Here is a 21,556-nt window from a genome sequence, read left to right as displayed (position 1 = left end):
GGCGCCGCCGCTCACGGGAGCGTCCGGCGGGTCACCACTGGCTCTTCCGCTCCCAGTCGGGGTCGAACGAACCCGCCTCGGCCACCGCCACATAGTCCCGGTAGGCCTCCGCGACGAGGACGGGCGGCAGGTCCGCGATCCGCGCGGTCCCCCGTCCGGAGCCGCGGCCCGTCCGCTCGAACGTCAGCGCCGTCACCGCGGCCGGGATGTTCTCCTCCGGGACGAACGACCCCGTGAACTCGATCTGCACGACGATCCCCGCGCTCGTGAACGCCTTGGTGTACGCGCTGAACCACCCGGCGTCCTCGGCCTGCGAGCGGGAGTAGCCCCGCTTCGTGGCGCGCCCGCGGATCGAGAAGCTGTCGGAGAACCAGCCCTTGTGGTCGTCGATCGCGGTCGCGCCCGCGGGGACGTCGGGCGTCGCGACGTCGAGCTGCGCGAAGAGCGGGGTGACCTCGTAGTCCGCCAGGTGCGCCGTCCAGGCCGCCGTCGCCTCCGGGCCGAGCAGGACGGCGTGCGCGAGCCCGACCGTGGACCCCTCCCCGAGCTCCACGTCCTCGTCGTCGGCGTCGACGAGCGCGCCGCCGTCGGGCCGGAACGGGCGGGCACCCTCCGTCCCGGGGTTCTCGACCCAGACGAGCCGCTCGACGAGGCGCGACATCACGGGGTGACCGAGGAGGTACTCCTGCCACTCCGACGCCGTCCACGTGCGGCCCACGCACATCGCCTCGTAGAGCCGCTGGTTCTGCAGGGCGACCACGGCCTTGAGCTCCTTGCGGCTCGCGGTGAGCTGCTTCTTGGCGGCCGCGACGAGCTCGGGGTCGTCCTGCGCCCGGGGCGCCGGGAGCGCCTTGACCACCTTGCCGGCGTCGCTCGTGAGCTCGAGCGTGAACGCGGGGGTGATGCGCCCGACGTACTCCCGGGAGCCGAGGTCGAGGTGGAGCAGGCCATCGTCCTCGAAGCCCGCGGTCTGGACGGTGCGGTCGGCGAGCTGGTCCGCCGTCCAGCCGCGCCGCTCCGCGAGCTCGCCCGCGAGCCGCTGCGCGGTCTCCTGGACCGTCGCCTGGCGGAACCGCCGCGAGACGGCGAGGAGCTCCTGGATCGCGGCCGGCTGCCCGTTCGCCGCGAGCGCGTGCACGAGCGCCTCGGTCTGCGCGCGACGCCCGACGTGCGCCTTCGCGTAGCGCTGGAACGTCGCGGCGAGCTCGGCGCCCGGCATCGCGACGGTCAGCGCGAGCAGACCCTTGTCCTTGACCGCCGAGCCGACGTACGTGGCCTGGTGCTCGCGGTACAGGTCGCGGTGGTGGTCCTCGAGCGTCTTGGACGCCTCGACCGAGTAGTGCTCGGGCGAGCGCTTGGCCCAGGCCTGGTACTGGTCGTACCGCAGCTGGGCACCGGCCGTCGCGTACCCGTCGCTCTCCTGCGGCGAGGGGTTGCGCGTGTCCTGCGCGACCCACGCCGCGAGCACGTGGCTGCCGAGCCGTGCGCGGTCCTCCTCCTGGAGCAGCGACAGGTACCGCTCCAGCAGCCCGGCACCGCTCGGGTCCTTGAGCTTGACCGCGAGCACGACCCACCAGCGCAGGACCGTCGGGTCCACCGGCGAGCCGTCCGCCGCCCAGCGGGCCGCGGGCAGCGCGTCGAGGTCGAACCACGCCATGCTGACCGGCTTCTTCGCGCGCAGGCCCTTGGTCGCCTCCGCGAGCAGCGCCTCGGGCGCGAGGTCGGCCGAGATGTCCTCGCCCAGCGCCTCGAGCGCCGTGAGGAGCGCGGCGCGCACGACCTCGCTGCGCTCCTTGCCCAGCGCGGCGCGCAGCGCAGGCACCGCGTCGACGTCGCCGAGCCGGGCGAGCCACTCCGCCGCGCTGCGGCGCACCTCGGACCGGCCGTTCCCCAGGCCCTGCTCGGCCAGCCCGCGCACCCCGGGGTGCGTGCTCAGGGCCGCCTGCGCCGTCGCACGATAGGTGCGGCCCTCACCCAGTGCGAGCTCGGTCAGGCGCGGCAGGAACCGGCGCGGGACCTGCGGCAGCTGGGCGAGCACCGCGAGCGCCCGGGCCGGCTTGGCGCTGCCGTACGTGCGCTCGCGGTCGTCGAGCGCGGCGGCGAGCCGGTCGAGGTGCCCCGCGTAGTAGGGCCACGCGTGCTCGGGCGTCACCGTGTCGGTCGCCCACCAGGTCGAGAAGTACAGCTCGTCGACCAGCGCCCCGGCGTCGTCGCGTCCGACGCGCCGCAGCGCCTCGTCGAGGACGCGCAGGTCGACGTCGAGCAGGTCGCCCTCGTGGAGCCGGTACCAGCCGAACCGCTCGCTGCGCCCGCGTCCCTCGTTCCCCTGCAGCCGCAGCCGGTGCAGGAGCGTGATGCCGGGGAGGCGCGAGAAGACGCCCGGCGCGGACAGCCGGCGCATGACGACGCCGCCGGGGCGCCGGGCGCTCGTCCCGGACAGGAACGCCGCGAAGACCCGGAGGTCGTCGTCGGTGATGCCGGGCAGCTCCTTGAGGTCCTGCTCGACGGTCAGACGGCGCCACCGCGGCCACCCGTCGTCGTCCTTCTTCCCTGCGTGCGCCGCCTGGTCGGCGCGGGCGCGCTCGAGGGCGGTGTCGATCGCGGCCCGCGCGGCGCGCACGAACTCGTCGCCGAGCACCGTCTCCGGCAGCGGCGCGAAGGGCGGCACGTCGATCTCGGGCTCGTCCTCCTGCGCGGCGTCGAGCACACGCGCTCGCTCGACGGTGTCGCGCAGCAGCGTCGCCCGGGCGCCCGTCGACCGCTCGGCCGCCTCCTCCAGGGCGGCCAGACCGCCGTCGACCTGGGCGAGCCGCGTCACCACGGCGCCGACGCGCGAGGCCGGGAGCGACGTGAGCAGAGGGGCGAGGAGCTCGCGCTGCCGCGCCGCGGGGAGCGGGACGAGCGCGGCGACCGCCGCCTCGCGCACCGCCTTGCTCGTGTCCGCGGCGAGCACGGCGAGCAGCGGGGCGAGCGTCTCGGTCGCCGCCGGGTCCGCCGCGACGAGCGCCACGAGCTCACCACGCCCCGCGGCGCTCACCCCCGGCAGCACCCGCGTCGCGACGTCCAGGTGCGCGACGACGAACTCCCGCGCCGGGTCGCCCAGCAGCGCCGGGCCCAGGTGCCGCGACGCCCAGCCTGCCGACGCCGGCCGCTCGAACAACTCGCGCAGCACCACCGCCGGCGCGTCCGCCTCCGGCACGCCGCCCTCGACCGCGAGGGCCACGAGCAGGTCCGGCGTCCAGCGGTCGGGCGCGCCCTTGCCCTTCTGGCCGTGCCGGCGTTCGTTCGCGCGCCGCGACATGTCGTTGACGAGCGTGGTGAGCCAGCGCGGGTCCGACGCCCGCTCGCGGTCCACCTCGGACGAGACCGCGCTGAGGACGCGGCCGAGGCGCACGAGCTCCGGGACGGTGACGGAGTCCGAGAGCGTGTAGAGGTTGGAGCGCGCGGTGACCGCCTTCGCCGACGTCCACCCCGGCACGGCGGCCTTCAGCCGGTCGTCCTGGGCGGGGGTCGTCCACGAGTAGACCCCGGACTGGCCGGGACGGCCGAGGAGGGCTTCGACGTCGCCGCCCCGCAGCGCCTCCAGCTCGAGCAGCACCTCCGGTCCCTCACCCCGGTGCACGTACGCGACCGCGCGGTCCGCGAGCTCCGGCGAGGCGACGGCGAGCACCTTCAGGGCGTCGACGAGCCGAGCGCTCGGGCGGTCGCCTCCCGTCTGCCCCTCGTCACGCCGGAACAGACCCTTGACCTTCTCGAGCACCCTCTACCTCACCGTCACGTCGTCGCTGCTGGTGGGCCCGATGCTAGGGGCGGCCGCCGACACGGCGCGCTGCGCTCGCACGGGCGACGGGTGCCATGTCGCAGCACGGCACGACCATGACCGGCGGGGAGGGAGGTGTGGGTGGGCCCGGAGGGACTCGAACCCCCGACATCCACGGTGTAAGCGTGGCGCTCTAACCAGCTGAGCTACAGGCCCTGGAACGGCGGAGCACAGCCTACCGGGTCGGCACCCCGCCACCGGCCACGACCGCCGGGCACTCGGGGCTCAGAGCTGTTCCAGCGCCCGTCGGTAACCGTCGAGGTCACGACGCTGCCCGCGCGGGTTGACGACCGACCACCGGACGATCCCGTCGGCGTCGAGCAGGAACGAGCCACGCAGCCCGAGGCCGTTGTCCTCGTCGAGGACGCCGTAGGCCCGTGCGACGTCCCCGTGCGGCCAGAAGTCGGAGAGCAGGTCGAACTCGAAGCCCTCCTGCGCCGTCCACGCCTTCTGCGCGAACACCGAGTCGCACGAGATGCCGAGCAGGGTGACGCCGGCCGCCTCGAACTCCTCGAGGTTGTCGCGCAGCTCGCACAGCTCGCCCGTGCAGATCCCCGAGAACGCGAAGGGGTAGAACACGAGGAGCACCGGCCCACCCCGCAGGTCCGCGAGGTGGACGGGCGTGCCGTGGGTGTCCGGCAGCGTGAAGTCGGGCGCCGGGTCGCCCGGACCGGGCGGCGTCGTGCGCCCGGTCGTCGCGGCGTCGTCAGCGACCGCGGCCACGGGTCCCGAGCTTCGTCGCGGACCAGTCGGGCGCGATGGCGAACGTGCTCGTCGCGTGCAGCCCGGCCGTGGTCGCGGCCTCCTGGATGTCGTTGTGGCCCACGTGGCCGGGCCGGCCGGGCTTCGGGGTGAGCACCCAGATGAGACCGCCGTCGTCGAGCACGGTCTGGACGTCCACGAGCAGGTCGGTGAGGTCGCCGTCGTCCTGGCGGAACCACACGACCACGCCGTCCGTGACGTCGTCGTAGTCCTCGTCGACGAGCTCGCCGCCGACGAGCTCCTCGAGCTCACCGCGCAGGTCGTCGTCGACGTCGTCCGCCCAGCCGAACTCCTGGACCACGTTGCCGGGCGCGAACCCCAGTCGGTCCGCCCCGCTGGGCCCTACGGTGTCGGTCACTGTCGTGTCGTTCCTTTCCTCGTCCTGTCCGTGCGGTGGGCCGTCGCGCGCGCCCGGGCGGGCGCCCGCGCGCACGACGACCTGCCGTGTCTGGCAAAGGTAGCCCACCGCAGGGTGCGGTGCTTGGCAAGGCACCGCCCACGGACGGCCGTCGCGCGGGTCGTCGGCCGTGGCCGGGCACGGCCGGGCGGCCGCACGACGGCGGCGCGCACGCCGTCCGCCCCGTGTCGCCGAAATCACGCCCTCTTGACCACCCGATGGTGTGACTTACGCGCGCGTTGTGAACACAATGGGTAGACCACCCTGGTCTCGTGAAGAGGCGCGGTCGCCACCAGCGGCCGCGGCCGCGTGCCCGGAGTGGGCCCGAGACGGGTGTCGGCCGTGTACCGCGCGGCCGAGCGCCCGGCATCCGACGAGATATGAGGTTGCTGGTGGCTTCGTACGACGAGACCGGACCGCTGATCAACGGTCTGCTCAGCCAGGTTCCGGACTTCGACCCCGCCGAGACCGGCGAGTGGGTCGAGGCCCTCGACGGCCTGATCGACGACCGCGGGGGCCCGCGCGCCCGCTACGTCCTGCTGAACCTGCTCAAGAGGGCCCGGGAGCGCAACGTCGCCGTCCCGACCTCCCTGACCACCCCCTACGTGAACACCATCGGTGTGCACGAGGAGCCCTACTTCCCCGGCGACGAGGCGCTGGAGCGCCGCTACCGCTCGTGGATCCGCTGGAACGCCGCCGTCATGGTGACGCGGGCGCAGCGGCCCGGCATCGGCGTCGGCGGCCACATCTCCTCCTACGCCTCGGTGGCGACGCTGTACGAGGTGGGCCTGAACCACTTCTTCCGCGGCAAGGACCACCCCGGCGGCGGCGACCAGGTCTACTTCCAGGGCCACGCTTCCCCCGGCGTGTACGCGCGCGCCTTCCTCGAGGGCCGCCTCTCCGCGGACCAGCTCGACGGGTTCCGCCAGGAGAAGTCGCACCCGGGCGGCGGCCTGCCGTCGTACCCGCACCCGCGGCTCATGCCCGACTTCTGGGAGTACCCGACCGTCTCCATGGGTCTCGGCCCGGCGAGCGCGATCTACCAGGCGTGGACGGACAAGTACCTGCACAACCGCGGGATCCGTGACACGGAGCAGCAGGACGTGTGGGCGTTCCTCGGCGACGGCGAGATGGACGAGCCCGAGTCGCGCGGCATGCTCCAGCTCGCGGCGCAGCAGCAGCTCGACAACCTGACCTTCGTCGTGAACTGCAACCTGCAGCGCCTCGACGGCCCGGTGCGCGGCAACGGCAAGATCATCCAGGAGCTCGAGGCGCAGTTCCGCGGCGCGGGCTGGAACGTCATCAAGGTCATCTGGGGCCGCGAGTGGGACGTCCTGCTCAACGCGGACAAGGACCGCGCCCTGGTCAACCTCATGAACGTCACGCCCGACGGCGACTACCAGACGTACCGTGCGGAGTCCGGCGCGTTCATCCGCGAGCACTTCTTCGGCCGCGACCCGCGGACGAAGGCGCTCGTCGAGAACATGACCGACGACGACATCTGGAACCTCAAGCGCGGCGGCCACGACTACCGCAAGATCTACGCGGCCTACGCGGCGGCGCGCGCCCACACGGGCCAGCCGACCGTGATCCTCGCGCACACGGTCAAGGGCTACGCGCTCGGGCCGTCGTTCGCGGGCCGCAACGCGACGCACCAGATGAAGAAGGTCGGCCTGGCCGACCTCAAGGCGCTGCGCGACTCCCTGCGGATCCCGATCACGGACGAGGAGCTCGACGCCAACCCGTACGAGCCCCCGTACTTCCACCCGGGCCCCGACGCGCCGGAGATCCAGTACCTGCTGAACCGGCGCCAGCAGCTGGGCGGGTTCGTGCCCGAGCGCCGCTCGTCGCCGAAGCCGATCACGCTGCCCGGCGACAAGTCCTACGAGATCCTCAAGAAGGGCTCGGGCCAGCAGGAGATCGCCACGACGATGGCGTTCGTCCGCCTGCTCAAGGACCTCATCAAGGACAAGGAGTTCGGCAAGCGCGTCGTGCCGATCATCCCCGACGAGGCCCGCACGTTCGGCCTGGACTCGATCTTCCCGTCGGCGAAGATCTTCAACACCCAGGGCCAGCACTACCTCGCCGTGGACCGTGAGCTCATGCTGAGCTACAAGGAGTCCGAGGCCGGGCAGATCATGCACACCGGCATCAACGAGGCGGGCTCCGCGGCCGCCTTCCAGTCGGTCGGCACGTCCTACGCCACGCAGGGCGAGATCATGGTGCCGTTCTACATCTTCTACTCGATGTTCGGCTTCCAGCGCACCGGCGACCAGTTCTGGGCGGCGGGCGACCAGCTCACGCGCGGCTTCATCATCGGCGCGACCGCGGGCCGCACCACGCTCACGGGCGAGGGCTTGCAGCACGCCGACGGCCACTCGCCGCTCCTCGCGGGCACGAACACCGCGATCGTCCAGTACGACCCGGCGTTCGGCTACGAGATCCGGCACATCGTGCGCGACGGCATCGAGCGCATGTTCGGCCCCGGCGAGCACGGCGTGGGCGCGGACGGCCGCGACCAGAACGTCATGTACTACCTCACGGTGTACAACGAGCCGATGGTCCAGCCGGCCGAGCCGGAGGACGTGGACGTCGAGGGCATCCTCAAGGGCATCCACCGCATCTCCGTGGGCGAGGGCGACGGGCCGCGCGCCCAGATCCTCGCGTCGGGCGTCGGCGTGCCGTGGGCGCTCGAGGCGCAGCAGCTCCTGCGGGAGGACTGGGGCGTCGCGGCGGACGTGTGGAGCGTGACGAGCTGGAACGAGCTGCGACGCGACGCGCTCGCCGCCGACCAGGCCGCGTTCCTCGACCCGGCCGCGCCCGCGCGCGTCCCGTTCGTCACGGAGAAGCTCTCCGGTGCCGAGGGGCCGTTCGTCGCGACGAGCGACTACGACCACCTGGTCCCCGACCAGATCCGCAAGTGGGTCCCGGGCGACTACGAGGTGCTCGGCGCCGACGGCTTCGGGTTCTCGGACACGCGCGCGGCGGCCCGCCGGCACTTCAAGATCGACGGCCCGTCCGTCGTCGTGCGCACGCTCCAGGCGCTCGCCAAGCAGGGCAAGGTCCCCGCGGACGCGTCGGCCCGGGCGATCGAGAAGTACCGCCTGATGGACGTCACCGCCGGCACGTCCGGCAACGCGGGCGGCGAGGCCTGACGGCCACCGCCTGAGACGACGACGGCCGGTCACCCCGCGGGGTGACCGGCCGTCGTCGTCTCCGGAAGGTGCCGGACGCCGTAGGTCAGGTCCCGGCGCGGTGCTGCTCGGCCTGGGCGACGGCGCGCTCGAGGTCCGCGCGCAGCGGCGCGACGCCCCGGGGGTCGCCGTACTCGACGAGCGACTCGAGGTGATGGCGGGCGTCGAGGGGCCGGTCGGCCTCGATGGCCGCGAGGACGAGCTGGCGCCCGACCTCGGCCTCGTGCTCGCGGGCGCGCCAGTGGCCGACGCCGAGGCCCAGCGCCTCGACCGGCAGGCCCGCCGTGCGCAGCACCTCCATGGACTGCGCGAGCGCGTGCCCCGAGGGGTCGCGCTCCGCGGCCGTCGCGAAGCGGCGCAGGGCCGCCTCCGGGTCGTCGTCGAGGGAGAGGCGGCCGAGCTCCACGAGCGGGTACCACCCACGGGGGTGCCCGGCGAGCTCTTCGGCGAGCGCCCAGACCGCGAGGTCGGCGGCGCGCTGCTTCTCCGTCTCGTCCGCCGGGGCGGCGAGCGGGTCGTCCGTGGTCGGTCCCTCCGCGGCGCGACGGCGGACCAGCTCCGCGAGCGCGCGGAAGGCCCGCTCGTCGTTGGGGTCGTCGACGAGCATCGCCCGCAGCGCGTCCTCGTGGACCGTGTCGCCACGCTTCTCCCCGGACCGTGGGCGGCGCGTGCCGACGGTCGACGCGGACGTCGGCCGACGCATGAGCTGTCGAAGTCGGGGCATGAGTGCCATTCCCCGACCCTAGCGGGTCGTCCGGGTGCTCACCCAGCGACCCGGTCCCCCGGCGACCCGGCGGCCGCCACGGCGCACGCTTTGTGGACTGTCCACAACCCCGGCCGTATGCTCGGCGCGTGACGGCCACCCCCAGGACCCCGGCGACCGCGCCGACCCCGACGAGCCCGGCCGGCAACGCGGACAACCTCCAGCGCCTGCGCGACGGCAGCGGCCTGCTCATGTCCGCCGCGCTGCGCCGGCTCGACGACGAGATCCGCTGGTACCGCGAGCTCCCGGCCGAGGACCGCTCCTACGTGGGTCTCGTCGCGCAGTCCGGCATCACGGCGTTCGTCACGTGGTACGCGGACCCGCAGGCCCCGCCGCACGGCGTGAGCGACATCTTCGCCGCGGCCCCGCCCGAGCTCACGCGCTCGATCTCGCTCCAGAACACGCTCCAGCTCGTCCGCATCGTCGTCGAGGTCGTCGAGGCGTACTCGGACCAGCTCGCGGCGCCGGGCGGCGAGCGCGACCTGCGCGAGGCCGTGCTGCGCTACTCCCGGGAGGTGGCGTTCTCCGCGGCCGAGGTCTACGCCCGCGCCGCGGAGGTCCGCGGCGCGTGGGACGCGCGCCTGGAGGCCCTCGTCGTGGACGCGCTCATCCGCGGCGACGGCGACGACTCGCTGCGGTCGCGCGTCTCGGCGCTCGGCTGGGGCGGCCACGGCTCGACGCTCGTCATGGCGGGCACGATCGCCGCGACGCTCGACGAGGTCCGGACGGCGGAGCTGCGCCGGGCGACGCGCCGCGCGGCGGGCGACGCGCTCGTGGGCATCCACGGCGACCGGCTCGTCCTCGTGCTCGGCGGCGAGGGCGACCTCCAGGCCGCCGCGGCGTCGCTCCTGCCCCGCTTCGGCCCCGGCCCGGTCGTCATCGGGCCGACGGTCCCCGGGCTGGAGGAGGCCGCGCGCTCGGCGCAGGCCGCGCTCGCGGGGCTGCGGGCCGCGCCCGCCTGGCCGCAGGCCCCGCGCCCGGTGCTCGCCGACGACCTGCTCCCGGAGCGCGTCCTCACCGGTGACACCACGGCGCGACGCACGCTCGTCGCCCAGGCGTACCGCCCGCTCGCCGAGGCGACGGGCTCGGTGCTCGAGACGCTGTCCGCCTACCTCGGCACGGGCCGGTCGCTCGAGGCGGCGGCCCGGTCCCTGTACGTGCACCCCAACACCGTGCGCTACCGCCTGCGCAAGGTCTCGGAGATCACCGGCTGGGACCCGCTGGACGCCCGCGAGTCGTTCGTGCTGCAGGTCGCGCTCGCGCTCGGGCAGCTCTCGACGGTCCGCTGAGGAGCCGGGCGCCCCCCCACGTCCCGCGAGCTCCCCGCCTGCGACGCCTTGTAGGTTCGGCACAACCACCCTCCGCAAGGTTGGTGCGCGTCGTGACGTGGCGCACGGCCCTCGCGTTGGCACAGTTGACGGGTGCTCGCCGTCTTGTGCCCTGGACAGGGCTCCCAGTCCCCCGGAATGCTCGCCCCCTGGCTCGAGCTGACCGGCGTCGCCGACCAGGTCTCCGCGTTCGGCGAGGCCGCGGGCCTCGACCTGCGCGCGCACGGGACGGAGTCGGACGCCGACACGATCCGTGACACGGCCGTCGCGCAGCCGCTCATCGTCGCGTCGTCGCTCGTCGCGCTCCGCGTGATCCTCGACGGGCGCGACACCGCCGACGTCGTCGACGTGACCGCCGGGCACTCGGTCGGCGAGCTCGCCGCCGCGGCCGTCGCGGGGGCGCTGACGGACACCGGCGCCGTCGGGCTCGTCGCGCACCGCGCGCGCGCCATGGCCGCGGCCGCCGCCGCGACGCCCACCGGCATGAGCGCCGTCGTCGGGGGCGACCCGGAGGAGGTCCTCGCCGCGATCGAGGCGGCCCACCTGTGGCCCGCGAACGTCAACGGCGGCGGGCAGGTCGTCGCCGCCGGCGCCCTCGACCACCTCGCCGCCCTCGCGGAGAACCCGCCCGCGAAGGCGCGCGTCATCCCGCTCCAGGTCGCGGGCGCCTTCCACACGCCCTTCATGCAGCCGGCGCTCGAGGAGTTCGAGCCGGTCGCCGCGTCGTGGGACGTCGCCGACCCGCGCCTGCCGCTCCTGTCCAACGCCGACGGCGAGTCCTACGGGACCATCGACATCGAGGGCAGCACGTACGGCAAGGCGCGCGACGTCGTCCGCCGCCTCACCGCGCAGATCGCGGCGCCCGTGCGCTGGGACCTGTGCCAGGAGACCCTCGCGGAACTCGGCGTCACCGCGCTGCTCGAGCTCGCGCCCGGAGGCGTCCTCACGGGTCTCGCCCGCCGCTCGCTCAAGGGTGTCGAGGCCGTGGCCGTGAAGTCGCCCGACGACGTCGAGGCCGCTCGCGACCTCGTCGCCCGGCACTCGGTGGCGGCCGGCGCGGCCACGGGCGTCGACGCGTGAGCGGCGCGACCCTGCGCCAGGCCACCGGGCCGGCGCACTCGCGCATCCTCGCGATCGGCGGGGTGCGCGGCGAGAACGTCGTCACGAACGACGACATCGCCGGCCCGATCGACTCCTCCGACGAGTGGATCCGCCAGCGCACCGGGATCGTCACGCGGCGTCGTGCGGGCGCCGACGTCGACGTCCTCGACCTGTCCGAGGCCGCGGCGCGCGACGCGCTCGCCCGGGCGGGCCTCCAGGGCGCCGACGTCGACGCGGTGATCGTCTCCACGGTCACGTACTTCCACCAGACCCCCGCAGCCGCGGCGGTGCTCGCGGAGCGCCTCGGCGCGACGCCCGCCGCCGCGTTCGACGTCTCCGCCGCGTGCGCGGGCTACGCCTACGCCATCGCGCAGGCCGACGCCCTCGTGCGTGCCGGCATCGCGACGCACGTGCTCGTGGTCGGCGCGGAGAAGATGAGCGACTTCATCGACCCGACCGACCGCTCGATCTCGTTCCTCCTGGGCGACGGCGCCGGCGCCGCCATCGTCGGGCCGTCCGACACCCCGGGCATCGGCCCGACGGTGTGGGGCTCCGACGGCGGCAAGGCGCAGGCGATCCGCCAGACGCACGCGTGGTCGGACCTGCGCGAGGACCCCTCGCTCGGGTGGCCCACGCTGCGCCAGGACGGTCAGAGCGTGTTCAAGTGGGCCGCGTTCCAGATGGCCCCCGTCGCCGCCAAGGCGATGGCCGAGGCCGGGGTCGCCCCGGCCGACATCGGCGCGTTCGTGCCGCACCAGGCGAACATGCGGATCATCGACCAGATGATCAAGCAGCTCGAGCTCCCCGCGTCCGTCGCGGTCGCCCGGGACATCGCGGAGACCGGCAACACGTCGGCCGCCTCGATCCCCCTCGCGACCCGGCGCCTGCTCGACGAGGGGCAGGTCCGCTCCGGCGACCTCGCCCTCCAGATCGGGTTCGGCGCCGGGCTCGTCTACGCGGCGCAGGTGGTCGTGCTGCCGTAGGGGAGAATCACCCTGGACGGACGGCCGCCCTCCCCGCGGGGAGGACCCACGCCGTCGGCGGACCCGTCCGTCGCGCGCACCGTCTGACGAAGTACCGCCCGGCACACCCACCGGGCACCGCCACCGGGACCGGTCGCCGCCGGCCCCACGACAAGGAGAAACCATGGCCTACACCGAGCAGGAAGTCCTCGCCGGCCTCGCGGAGATCGTCGCCGAGGAGACGGGTCTGCCGACCGACGCCGTCGCGCTCGAGAAGTCCTTCACCGACGACCTCGACATCGACTCGCTGTCGATGATGACGATCGTCACCCACGCCGAGGACAAGTTCGGGGTCCGCATCCCGGACGACGAGGTCAAGAACCTCACGACGGTCGGCGACGCCGTGTCCTTCATCACGGGCGCCCAGGCCTGAGCACGCCCCGCCTGCCTCGCAGGCCTGCGGGCGGGCCGGCGTCACCCACGCCGGCCCGCTCGTCCTCCCGCCCCCGCCGCAACCCCCGAGGAGCACCATGTCTGCCGCTACTGAAGTCGTCGTCACCGGCCTCGGCGCCACCACGCCGCTCGGCGGCGACGTGCCCTCCACCTGGGCCGCGGCACTGGCCGGCGAGTCCGGCGCGCGCACGCTCGAGAACGACTGGGCGGAGCGCTACGAGATCCCGGTGACGTTCGCCGCGACGATCAAGGTCGACCCGGCCGAGGTCCTCGCGCGCCCCGAGATCAAGCGCATGGACCCCTCCACGCAGTACGCGATCATCGCCGCGCGCGAGGCGTGGGCGGACGCGGGCAGCCCCGAGGTCGACGGCGACCGGCTCGGCACGGTCGTGTCGTCGGGCATCGGCGGCATCTGGACCACGCTCGACGGCTGGGACACGCTGCGGGAGCGCGGCGCGCGCCGCATGCTGCCCATGACCGTGCCCATGCTCATGCCGAACTCGCCCACCGCGTACGTCTCGCTCGAGCTCGGTGCCCGGGCGGGCGCCCACGCTCTCGTCTCCGCGTGCGCGTCCGGCGCCGAGGCGATCGGCTACGGCGTCGACATGATCCGCGCGGGCCGCGCGGACGTCGTCGTCGCCGGCGGCACCGAGGCCACGATCCACCCCATGCCGATGGCGGCCTTCGCCGCCTCGCGCACGCTCTCGCTGCGCAACGACGACCCCCAGGGCGCGTCGCGCCCGTACGACGTCGACCGCGACGGCTTCGTCATCGGCGAGGGCTCGGGCGTCGTCGTCCTCGAGAGCGCCGAGCACGCCGCGGCCCGCGGCGCCCGCGTCTACGCGCGCCTCGCGGGCGTCGGGCTGTCCTCCGACGCCTACCACATCACCTCTCCCGACCCGGAGGGCCGGGGCCAGGTCGCGGCGATGCGCCGTGCGCTCGAGGAGGCCGGTGTCACCGGGCGGGACGTCGTGCACGTCAACGCGCACGCGACCTCGACCAAGGTGGGCGACCTCACCGAGACCCGCTCCATCCGCTCGCTCCTGGGCGACGACGCCGACCACGTGCTGCTCTCGGCCACCAAGTCGATGACCGGGCACCTCCTCGGCGGCGCCGGCGCGCTCGAGTCGATCTTCACGATCAAGGCCGTCGCGGAGCGCCTCGCTCCCCCGACGATCAACGTGACGAACCCCGACCCGGAGCTCCAGGTGCCGCTCGTGCGCGACACGCCCGCGCCGCTGCCGAGCGGCAACGTCGTCGCGATCAACAACTCGTTCGGCTTCGGGGGCCACAACGTCGCCCTCGCCGTGGCCAGCGTCTGACCACGCACCACGACGACGCGAAGGGCGCCTCCCCGACCTCGGGGAGGCGCCCTTCGTCGTCCCTGCGGACGGGCGTTCGTGGGCAGTCGCTGCCGACAGGCGCGCGCGAGCGTCAGCCGACGCGGTGCAGCCAGCGCACCGGCGCGCCCGCGCCGGCGTAGCGGAACGGCTCGAGCTCGTCGTCCCAGGCCTTGCCGAGCGCGAGGTGGAGGGCGTCGCGCATGGCCCAGGGCTCGCTCACCTGCTCGAGCGCGGCCCGGATCCGGTCCTCGGGCACGACGATGTTCCCGTGCACGTCCGTCTGGGCGTAGAAGATGCCGAGGTCGGGCGTGTGGGACCAGCGGCCGCCGTCGACCCCGTGGCTGGGCTCCTCGGTCACCTCGTACCGCAGGTGGGACCACCCGCGCAGCGCGGAGGCCAGCCTGGCGCCCGTCCCCTGCGGCCCCTGCCACGAGTACTCGGCCCGGTAGAGGCCGCGCGCGGCGGGCTGCTCGGTCCAGTCGAGCGACACGCGCACGCCGAGGACGTTGCCCGCGGCCCACTCCATGTGCGGGCACAGAGCACGCGGTGCTGAGTGCACGTAAAGAACACCGCGGGTGATGGCACCGGCCATGTCTGCCTCCCTAGGTCGAGGTTTCGTCTTCCCCAACGTCCTCACCCAGGGCGGGTCCACAGCGCTCGCACAGGTGTCGCGGCGTGTCTCGTGCTCATCTTGCACGACATCGCGCGTGCGCGCGAGAGATCGGGCGGGCGTGCCCGGGACCGACCGGGCACAACCCCGTCAGAGGTGCTCGCGCAGCTCGCGCATCGCCTTCTTGCGCACGGAGCGGTCGAGCCGGTCCAGGTAGAGCATGCCGTCGAGGTGGTCGCACTCGTGCTGGAGGCACCGGGCCATGAGCTCGGTCCCCTCGACCACGACCTCGTTGCCGTCGAGGTCGGTGCCGACCACGCGCGCGTACCAGGCGCGACGCGTCGGGTACCAGAGGTCGGGGACCGAGAGGCAGCCCTCGTCGCCGTCCTGGTAGTCGTCGGACAGCTCGACGATGCGCGGGTTGAGCACGTACCCGATCTCGTCGTCGATGTTCCACGAGAACGCCCGGAGGTTGACGCCGATCTGGTTGGCGGCGAGCCCCGCGCGTCCCTCGTGGTCGACCGTCTCGACGAGGTCGGCGACGAGAGAGCGCACCCGGTCGTCGATGGTGGTGATCTCGTCGCAGGGGGTGCGGAGCACGGGGTCCGGGATGGTCCGGATCTCTCTCATCGCCATGGTCACCATTCTTCCATGCGCACGACGACGTCCGGCCGTCGTCCCCGGCCTCGCACCGGGGCGCGCGTCACATCCGCGCGTACCGCGCCCGCGCGAACGAGTAGAGCCCGTAGGCCGCGAAGCCCAGACCGACGGCGACGAGGAGCGCGACCCCGAACGGCTGCGCCGCGAGCGTGGCGAACGCGCTGTCGAGGCCGCCCGCCTGCTGCGGGTCGTGCTGGACCGCGGCCACGACGAACAGCACGCCCAGCACGCCGAGCGCGATGCCCTTGGCGATGTACCCGACGCGCCCGAGCGTCACCACGGCACGGCCCAGGTGCCCGCTGGTCCCGCCCTGGAGGTCCTCGAGGAACTTCTTCCGCCACCCCTTGACGACGTGGTAGACGCCACCGGCGATGATGCCCACCCCGACCGCGCCGACGAGCAGCACGCCGCCGGGCTTCTCCATGAGGGTCGCGGTCATGCTCTCCTCCTGGCCGGAGCCGCCGGCGGACCCGGTCACGACCTGGAGGGCGATCACCCCGAGCGCCAGGTAGAGGACGGCCTTGCCCGCGGCCTTGAGCCGGTCGGACGTCTCGGCCGCGCCGCTCAGCGCGACCGTGACCTGCCACAGGGCGAGCGCCGCGAACGCCACGACGGCGAACCAGAGCAGCGCGGTGCCGCCCGGCGTCTGCGCGATCGCGGTGAGCGCACCGGTCTGGTCGGCCTGCTCGCTCGAGGCCGAGCCCGTCGCCACCTGCACGGCGAGGACGCCGACGACGAGGTGGAGCAAGCCGCTCACCGCGTAGCCCCCGCGGGCCAGGAGCTCCAGGGTCTTGCTGCCGCGTGCGCCGCGTGCTGCCGCCTTGCCGGTCGAGCTCATGCTCGGTGCCACAGGACCTCCTCGGTCGTCGGGACGCCGCCCCCACCGCGCCGCCGGGTTCTCCGGCCCGCACACGGTGCCAGAACTGCGCACTCCGCGCACGCCGGACGCCGTTCCCAGGCGGCGTTGATCACGATTCGGTAACGTGCCGCGGATGCCCACGCAGAACCCCCGCCTCGCCGTGCTCGACGGACTCCGGTTCGCGGCAGCAGCTGCGGTGCTCGTCTACCACTTCGTCGCCGTCAACCACCACGCGTGGGGCGCGCGCACGAGCGCCTCCCTCCCCGACGCCCAGGCGGTCACGGCCTACGGGTCCCTCGGGGTTCAGCTCTTCTTCGTCGTCAGCGGCTTCGTCATCCTCATGACGGCGTGGGGCCGCGACGTGCGCGGCTTCGTCGCGTCGCGCGCCGGGCGGCTCTTCCCCGCATACTGGGCCTCCGTGCTGCTCACGGTGGTCCTGCTGGTGCTCGTGGTCCCCGGCCGGCGCGACGTCGACCTGCCGCAGGCGGCGGCCAACCTCACCATGGTCCAGCGCGCGTTCGGGATCCCCGACCTCGAGGCCGTCTACTGGACGCTCTGGTCCGAGCTGCGGTTCTACGTCCTCGTCGGCGTGCTCGTCGCCGTCGGCCTCACCCGGGCGCGGGTCCTCGCGTTCGTCGTGCTGTGGCCCGTCGCCGGCGCGGTCGCGACCCAGACCGGCTCCGAGCTGGCAGCGACGGTGCTCGTCGCCCCCGACGCCCCGCTCTTCGCGGGCGGCATGGTGCTCTACCTGCTGACCCGCGAGCGCCGCTCCCCCGTCCTCTGGCTCGCGCTCGCGCTGAACGTGCTCCTCGGTGCGGCGCTCTCCGGCCGGATCCAGTCCGGCCGCATCGAGAACAGCACCGACGTCGTCGTCTCCCCCACCGCGTGGTGGGTCGCGATCGTCGTGTGCTTCGCGCTCGTCGCCGTGGCGACGCTCACCCCGCTCGCCCGCGTCTCCTGGGGCTGGCTCACCGCCCTCGGCGCCCTCACGTACCCGCTCTACCTCGTGCACTCGTCCTGGGGGCGATGGGTCATCGAGTCCGTGCACCCGTACCTCTCGCGCGCCGCGACCCTCGCGGTGGCGGTCGCGGTGTGCCTCGCCCTCGCCTGGGTGATCCACCGCGCCGTCGAACGCCCGCTCGGGCCCCGGCTGCGCCACGCCCTCGACCGTGACCTGCGCCGCGACCTCGACCGCCCGGACCAGGTTCCCGCGTCCCGGGGCGCTCAGGACGAGGCGCTCGCCGCGAGGTAGTCGCGCAGCACCACGGCCTGGTTGTGCTGCTCGTCCCTCGCCCCGTACACCAGCGTCACCACGGGGTGCTGCCCGACGACGTCCCGCAGCTCCGCGACCGCGTCGCCGTGGGCGTCGAGCTCGGCGCGGTACCGCTCGGCGAACTCGTCGAACAACCGCTCCTCGTGGTGGAACCAGCGCCGCAGGTCCGTCGACGGCGCCACGTCCCGGAGCCACAGATCGACGTGCGCCGCCTCCTTGCTCACGCCGCGCGGCCACAGGCGGTCGACGAGCACACGGAACCCGTCCTGCTCCTCGGCCGGCTCGTACACGCGCTTGGTCCGCACCGTCATGAGGCCATGACACCGCGCGGACGCTCGCGCCGCACGCGCGACGCGGAAGGGTGCCCCGTGCAGGACTTGAACCCGCGACCGAGAGATTATGAGTCTCCTGCTCTGACCAGCTGAGCTAACGGGGCGCGCGGGCGAGCATACCGCCCGTGCGGCAGGCGGTCGGAGAGCCGCTACGGTGGGGACGTGTCCTGGTTCCGCCGTCCCGCGCTGCCCGACCCTGTCCGCCGTGCGCTCGACCTCCCGGCCACCGATCGTGTCCTCGCGTCGGCGGAGCTCGCCGACGGGTCGTGGGCCGTCGCGACGCGGGCCGGGCTCCTCACGAGCGACGCCGGCGGGACGACCGTCGTCCGGCGCCTCTGGTCGAACGTCGACCGGGCGGGGTACGACCCGGAGAGCGCGACGATCACGGTCTCGTGGGTCGACGGCGCCCCTCCCCTGGCCCTGCGCCTCGCCGACCCGCGCCGCACGTCGCTCGCGCAGACGCTGCGTGAGCGCGTGCAGTCGTCGGTCGTGCTCTCGGAGACCGTGACGTTCGCCGCAGGCCTCACCGCGCGCGTCGCCGTGCGGCGGGACGCGGACGGCGAGCTCTTCTCGCAGGTCGTCGCCGACCCCGGGCTGGACCTGACGGACCCGGAGGTCGAGGCACGGGTCGACGCGGCCGAGGGTCGGGTCCGGTCGGCGTCCGGACTACCCCTCTGAGCCTGCTAGAGTTTTCCCCGGTCGCTGCGGTGCAAACCCCGACGGCCATGGTCGATCCCGCGTAGCTCAGCTGGCAGAGCATCCGACTGTTAATCGGACGGTCGTAGGTTCAAGTCCTACCGCGGGAGCCATCGCCCCCATCCGGATCCCCGGGTGGGGGTTTTCTTTTCCTCGAGCGACCCAGACGCACTCATCGCACCCGTCCGCTTGCTCGTGTCCGTGTCTCCGGAGGTCGGGTCGCTGTCCGGTCGGCGGACCGGGGGCGGCGAACCTTCGCGGTGGTGGCCGGTTGAGGATCGTTACGCTCACGTCCATGCATCTGCCGTCAGCGCTCGACTCGCTCCGCGCCGGGCTCGAGTCCAAGGCCGTGGAAGCGCGTGGTGCCGCGAGGAGCCGCTGGCGGCGCCTGCAAGGGCGCCACGGTGCGTTCGCGCACGGAGAGGTCAGTGCGCGGGCGACGCGCCTCACCGAGCTCTGGGAGCGCAGGTGGCCCGGTGTCGAGCCGCTCGCGCACGTGCTGCGAGTCGAGCACCCCGACAGGTGGGTCCGGTTCCACAGTCTCCCCGAGTCGAAGCGATGCGCCGAGAACGCGACCGACGACGAGGAGATCGTGCGGCGGCACCGCACGATCCTGCACGAGCTGCTCGGCTCTTCCGACTCCCGCGCCTTCCACGGCGTGTACGTCGTCGGTGTCGACTGGGACTGGCGGGACCTGGCTGCGGGCTGGACGAAGCGCCGTCTGCCCGGAGCGTGGCCCTGGCGGAGCAGCACCCCGGACGGCGACGACGCCCCTCAGTACTTCTGGGCGGTGTCGGATCGGTCCCCGCAGGAGATCGACGCGCTCCTGCTCGGGGCAGCGGACGACCAGTGCCACCTCGTCATCGGCGCGCACGACCTCTCGTGGCTCTACTGCCCGTACGACGGGGGCGCCGACGTCCTGCTCCCGACCGAGGCCGAACGCGACACCCTGCGGGAGCGCCATACCGACTGGCTCTCGCCGCACCCGGGCGGGCTCTGAGCCGCACCCGGTATCGGCTGCGCCGCGGCCCTCGCCGGTCGAGCGGTGGGGGTCAGGCGATCTCGCCCTCGCGCAGCGTGCGGCGCTCGGCCTCGACGGCGAGGAGCGCGGCGAACGCCTCCTGGTACGCGGCGAGGTCGACCGACGGGTCGAGCCGCTGGAGCCGGCTCTTCGCGTCGGCGACGCGGCGCGTGAGGCCCAGGTCGACGAGGCCGCGCACGACGCCCGCGACGTAGCCGCCGACGACGTTCTCCCGGTCCTCGGGCAGGGGCGCGACGGCGAGCTCGGTCACGAGGCCGCGCACGGGCTCGGCGGCCTGCTCGACGACCGCCTCGACCCAGTGCCCGGCGCCGAGCGACCTGCCCTCGCGCACGCCGCCCGCGGCGCGGATCGCGGCGTGCACGGCACGCCAGGCCGGGACGGCGAACGCGTCCTCGCCGAGGTCGTCGAACATCGGCGGCACGTGCTGGGGGTACTGGAGGACGGCGGCGAGCGCGAGACGCTCCCGGCGCGCGACGGGGTCGCGCGGGTCGGGCGAGGGCAGCGCGGGGACCTCGGGCTCGGGCGGCCGGGCCTCGGCGCCGGGGCGGGCGTCGTCGGGCCGGGCGGTCCGCACGGGCCCGGGCGCGCTGCCGCGCTTGGCGGCCGCGGCGACCTCGCGCCGGACGCGCTCCGCGTCGGTGCCGATCCAGCCGGCGAGCATGCGCGCGTACTCGGGCCGCAGCGCGGTGTCGCGGATGCCGGCGACGACGGGAGCGGCCGCGCGCAGGGCGCCGACGCGCCCCTCGGCCGTGTCGAGGTCGAACGAGGCGAGCGTCGTGCGGATGACGAACTCGAAGAGCGGCTGGCGGCCGTCGACGAGCGCGCGCACCGCGTCCGGCCCGCGCGCCATGCGCAGCTCGCAGGGGTCCATGCCGCTCGGCTCGACCGCCACGAACGTCTGGGCGTAGAAGCGCTGGTCCTCGCCGAACGCCCGCACGGCGGCCTTCTGGCCCGCGGCGTCGCCGTCGAACGTGAAGACGACCTCTCCCCCGACGGACGCGCCCGACGCGAGCTGCATGCCGCCGCCCGCGGTCGTGTCGCCGAGGAGGCGCCGCACGATGCGCGCGTGGTCCGAGCCGAACGCGGTGCCGCACGTCGCGACGGCGGTCGTCACGCCGGACAGGTGCGCGGCCATGACGTCCGTGTACCCCTCGACGACGACGACGCGCTTCTGCTTCGCGATCTCGCGCTTGGCGAGGTCGATGCCGTAGAGCACGTGCGACTTCTTGTAGAGCGTGGTCTCGGGCGTGTTGAGGTACTTGGGGCCCTGGTCCTCGTCGTAGAGGCGGCGCGCGCCGAACCCGATGATCTCGCCCGTCACGTCGCGGATCGGCCACATGAGCCGGCCGCGGAACCGGTCGTAGATGCCGCGCTGCCCCTGGCTCATGAGGCCGGAGGCGACCAGCTCCGCCTGCGTGAAGCCCCGGCCCTGGAGGTGGCGCTGGAGGTTGTCCCAGCCGGTCGGCGCGTACCCGACGCCGAAGTGCTCGGCGTCGGCCCGCTCGAAGCTGCGCTCGGCGAGGAACGCGCGCGCGGCCTGGGCGCCCGGGGCGAAGAGCTGCTCGGAGAAGTACTGGGCCGCGACGCGGTGCGCCTCGAGCAGGCGCTGGCGGCGGCCGGGCTCCTCGCGCGGGCGCTGCGGGCCGCCGGAGTCCTCGTAGCGGAGCTGGATGCCGATGCGGTCCGCGAGGTACTCGACGGCCTCGACGAACGTCAGACCGTCGATCTTCTGCACGAACGAGATGACGTCGCCGCCCTCGCCGCAGCCGAAGCAGTGCCAGCGCCCGACGCCGGGACGCACGTGGAACGACGGCGAGCGCTCGTCGTGGAACGGGCACAGGCCCTTGAGCGAGCCGACGCCTGCGGTCTTGAGCGTGACGTGCGCGGAGACGATCTCGTCGATCCGCGCGCGGTCGCGGACGGCTTCCACGTCCTCGCGTCGAATCAGACCTGCCACGAGG

The 21,556-nt window shown here is 74.0% G+C and carries 18 protein-coding genes and 3 tRNA genes; 10 read left to right on the top strand and 11 right to left on the bottom strand.

Going from position 1 to position 21,556, the window contains the following annotated elements:
* Window positions 1-31 precede the first annotated feature (31 nt).
* From B8281_RS10990 to B8281_RS10975, 4 genes are all read right to left on the bottom strand, one after another.
* A complete protein-coding gene (locus B8281_RS10990; protein WP_085387723.1) occupies window positions 32-3,760 on the bottom strand; it encodes a DUF4132 domain-containing protein in 3,729 nt (1,242 codons plus the stop codon).
* A gap of 142 nt (window positions 3,761-3,902) precedes the next feature.
* Window positions 3,903-3,976 (bottom strand) — tRNA-Val (locus tag B8281_RS10985).
* Window positions 3,977-4,045: 69 nt separating this feature from the next.
* Complete coding sequence (locus B8281_RS10980; protein WP_085387722.1) at window positions 4,046-4,543, bottom strand: peroxiredoxin; 498 nt, start codon at window positions 4,541-4,543, stop codon at window positions 4,046-4,048.
* On the bottom strand, window positions 4,527-4,940 hold the full coding sequence (locus B8281_RS10975; protein WP_031316633.1) for a DUF3052 domain-containing protein: 414 nt from the start codon (window positions 4,938-4,940) through the stop codon (window positions 4,527-4,529). The genes B8281_RS10980 and B8281_RS10975 overlap by 17 nt, the downstream gene beginning before the upstream one ends.
* A gap of 431 nt (window positions 4,941-5,371) precedes the next feature.
* Between B8281_RS10975 and aceE the strand changes: the two genes are divergently transcribed.
* Window positions 5,372-8,134 (top strand): pyruvate dehydrogenase (acetyl-transferring), homodimeric type, encoded by a 2,763-nt coding sequence (gene aceE / locus B8281_RS10970; protein ID WP_034655442.1) that lies wholly within the window; start codon window positions 5,372-5,374, stop codon window positions 8,132-8,134.
* Between the two features lie 85 nt (window positions 8,135-8,219).
* Here the strand turns inward: aceE and B8281_RS10965 are convergent, their stop codons facing one another.
* Window positions 8,220-8,906: a hypothetical protein gene (locus B8281_RS10965; RefSeq protein WP_034651756.1), complete on the bottom strand. Its 687-nt coding sequence runs from the start codon at window positions 8,904-8,906 to the stop codon at window positions 8,220-8,222.
* 119 nt (window positions 8,907-9,025) lie between these two features.
* Here B8281_RS10965 and B8281_RS10960 point away from each other — a divergent pair, with 119 nt between their 5' ends.
* The 5 genes from B8281_RS10960 to B8281_RS10940 all read left to right on the top strand — a co-directional run bounded on the left by B8281_RS10960 (window position 9,026) and on the right by B8281_RS10940 (window position 14,102).
* On the top strand, window positions 9,026-10,225 hold the full coding sequence (locus B8281_RS10960; protein WP_034651758.1) for a CdaR family transcriptional regulator: 1,200 nt from the start codon (window positions 9,026-9,028) through the stop codon (window positions 10,223-10,225).
* Between the two features lie 132 nt (window positions 10,226-10,357).
* Entirely contained in the window at window positions 10,358-11,344 is a 987-nt protein-coding gene (locus tag B8281_RS10955; protein WP_043654919.1) for an ACP S-malonyltransferase, read from the top strand.
* Window positions 11,341-12,348: a beta-ketoacyl-ACP synthase III gene (locus B8281_RS10950; protein WP_034651764.1), complete on the top strand. Its 1,008-nt coding sequence runs from the start codon at window positions 11,341-11,343 to the stop codon at window positions 12,346-12,348. Before B8281_RS10955 ends, B8281_RS10950 begins: the two co-directional genes overlap by 4 nt.
* Before the next feature lie 163 nt (window positions 12,349-12,511).
* Window positions 12,512-12,760, top strand: coding sequence for an acyl carrier protein (locus B8281_RS10945; protein WP_021482065.1), 249 nt, complete (start codon window positions 12,512-12,514; stop codon window positions 12,758-12,760).
* Between the two features lie 97 nt (window positions 12,761-12,857).
* Window positions 12,858-14,102, top strand: a complete 1,245-nt coding sequence (locus tag B8281_RS10940; protein WP_085387721.1) for a beta-ketoacyl synthase — start codon at window positions 12,858-12,860, stop codon at window positions 14,100-14,102.
* 112 nt (window positions 14,103-14,214) lie between these two features.
* On the opposite strand, the gene B8281_RS10935 is transcribed toward B8281_RS10940, so the two are convergent.
* The 3 genes from B8281_RS10935 to B8281_RS10925 form a co-directional block, all read right to left on the bottom strand.
* Window positions 14,215-14,715, bottom strand: coding sequence for a DUF3145 domain-containing protein (locus B8281_RS10935; protein WP_021481145.1), 501 nt, complete (start codon window positions 14,713-14,715; stop codon window positions 14,215-14,217).
* Window positions 14,716-14,883: 168 nt separating this feature from the next.
* On the bottom strand, window positions 14,884-15,369 hold the full coding sequence (def, locus tag B8281_RS10930) for a peptide deformylase (RefSeq protein ID WP_021481144.1): 486 nt from the start codon (window positions 15,367-15,369) through the stop codon (window positions 14,884-14,886).
* 67 nt (window positions 15,370-15,436) lie between these two features.
* Window positions 15,437-16,243: a DUF1206 domain-containing protein gene (locus B8281_RS10925; RefSeq protein ID WP_232322544.1), complete on the bottom strand. Its 807-nt coding sequence runs from the start codon at window positions 16,241-16,243 to the stop codon at window positions 15,437-15,439.
* A gap of 142 nt (window positions 16,244-16,385) precedes the next feature.
* Here B8281_RS10925 and B8281_RS10920 point away from each other — a divergent pair, with 142 nt between their 5' ends.
* Window positions 16,386-17,504, top strand: coding sequence for an acyltransferase (locus B8281_RS10920; RefSeq protein ID WP_085387720.1), 1,119 nt, complete (start codon window positions 16,386-16,388; stop codon window positions 17,502-17,504).
* On the opposite strand, the gene B8281_RS10915 is transcribed toward B8281_RS10920, so the two are convergent.
* Both B8281_RS10915 and B8281_RS10910 read right to left on the bottom strand, forming a co-directional pair.
* Window positions 17,477-17,836, bottom strand: coding sequence for a DUF488 domain-containing protein (locus B8281_RS10915; protein WP_198163054.1), 360 nt, complete (start codon window positions 17,834-17,836; stop codon window positions 17,477-17,479). The genes B8281_RS10920 and B8281_RS10915 overlap by 28 nt on opposite strands.
* 51 nt (window positions 17,837-17,887) lie before the next feature.
* A tRNA-Ile gene (locus B8281_RS10910) sits at window positions 17,888-17,961 on the bottom strand.
* 58 nt (window positions 17,962-18,019) lie between these two features.
* Between B8281_RS10910 and B8281_RS10905 the strand changes: the two genes are divergently transcribed.
* From B8281_RS10905 to B8281_RS10895, 3 genes are all read left to right on the top strand, one after another.
* The gene (locus B8281_RS10905; protein WP_085387719.1) at window positions 18,020-18,535 is read left to right on the top strand and encodes a hypothetical protein; all 516 of its coding nucleotides are present in this window, start codon (window positions 18,020-18,022) and stop codon (window positions 18,533-18,535) included.
* 55 nt (window positions 18,536-18,590) lie between these two features.
* Window positions 18,591-18,666, top strand: a tRNA-Asn gene (locus B8281_RS10900).
* A 182-nt stretch (window positions 18,667-18,848) separates the two neighbouring features.
* Window positions 18,849-19,553 carry a hypothetical protein gene (locus tag B8281_RS10895; RefSeq protein WP_085387718.1) on the top strand — a complete coding sequence of 235 codons (705 nt, stop codon included), beginning with the start codon at window positions 18,849-18,851 and terminating at the stop codon, window positions 19,551-19,553.
* 52 nt (window positions 19,554-19,605) lie between these two features.
* Here B8281_RS10895 and dnaG read toward each other — a convergent pair whose 3' ends face one another.
* Window positions 19,606-21,552 (bottom strand): DNA primase, encoded by a 1,947-nt coding sequence (gene dnaG, locus B8281_RS10890; RefSeq protein ID WP_085387717.1) that lies wholly within the window; start codon window positions 21,550-21,552, stop codon window positions 19,606-19,608.
* Window positions 21,553-21,556: the final 4 nt, after the last annotated feature.

The organism is Cellulosimicrobium sp. TH-20 (assembly GCF_002105775.1).
GTDB classification, from domain to species: domain Bacteria; phylum Actinomycetota; class Actinomycetes; order Actinomycetales; family Cellulomonadaceae; genus Cellulosimicrobium; species Cellulosimicrobium funkei.
Note: the sequence above shows the minus strand (reverse complement) of the source record. Positions and strands in the feature narration are given on the sequence as shown.

Bases quoted from the DNA above. Each gene is read 5' to 3' on its own strand.
- B8281_RS10895 (WP_085387718.1), top strand. From the start codon at position 18,849: ATGCATCTGCCGTCAGCGCTCGACTCGCTCCGCGCCGGGCTCGAGTCC.
- B8281_RS10935 (WP_021481145.1), bottom strand. From the start codon at position 14,715: ATGGCCGGTGCCATCACCCGCGGTGTTCTTTACGTGCACTCAGCACCG.
- B8281_RS10945 (WP_021482065.1), top strand. From the start codon at position 12,512: ATGGCCTACACCGAGCAGGAAGTCCTCGCCGGCCTCGCGGAGATCGTC.
- B8281_RS10915 (WP_198163054.1), bottom strand. From the start codon at position 17,836: ATGACGGTGCGGACCAAGCGCGTGTACGAGCCGGCCGAGGAGCAGGAC.
- B8281_RS10965 (WP_034651756.1), bottom strand. From the start codon at position 8,906: ATGGCACTCATGCCCCGACTTCGACAGCTCATGCGTCGGCCGACGTCC.
- B8281_RS10940 (WP_085387721.1), top strand. From the start codon at position 12,858: ATGTCTGCCGCTACTGAAGTCGTCGTCACCGGCCTCGGCGCCACCACG.
- def (WP_021481144.1), bottom strand. From the start codon at position 15,369: ATGGCGATGAGAGAGATCCGGACCATCCCGGACCCCGTGCTCCGCACC.
- B8281_RS10920 (WP_085387720.1), top strand. From the start codon at position 16,386: ATGCCCACGCAGAACCCCCGCCTCGCCGTGCTCGACGGACTCCGGTTC.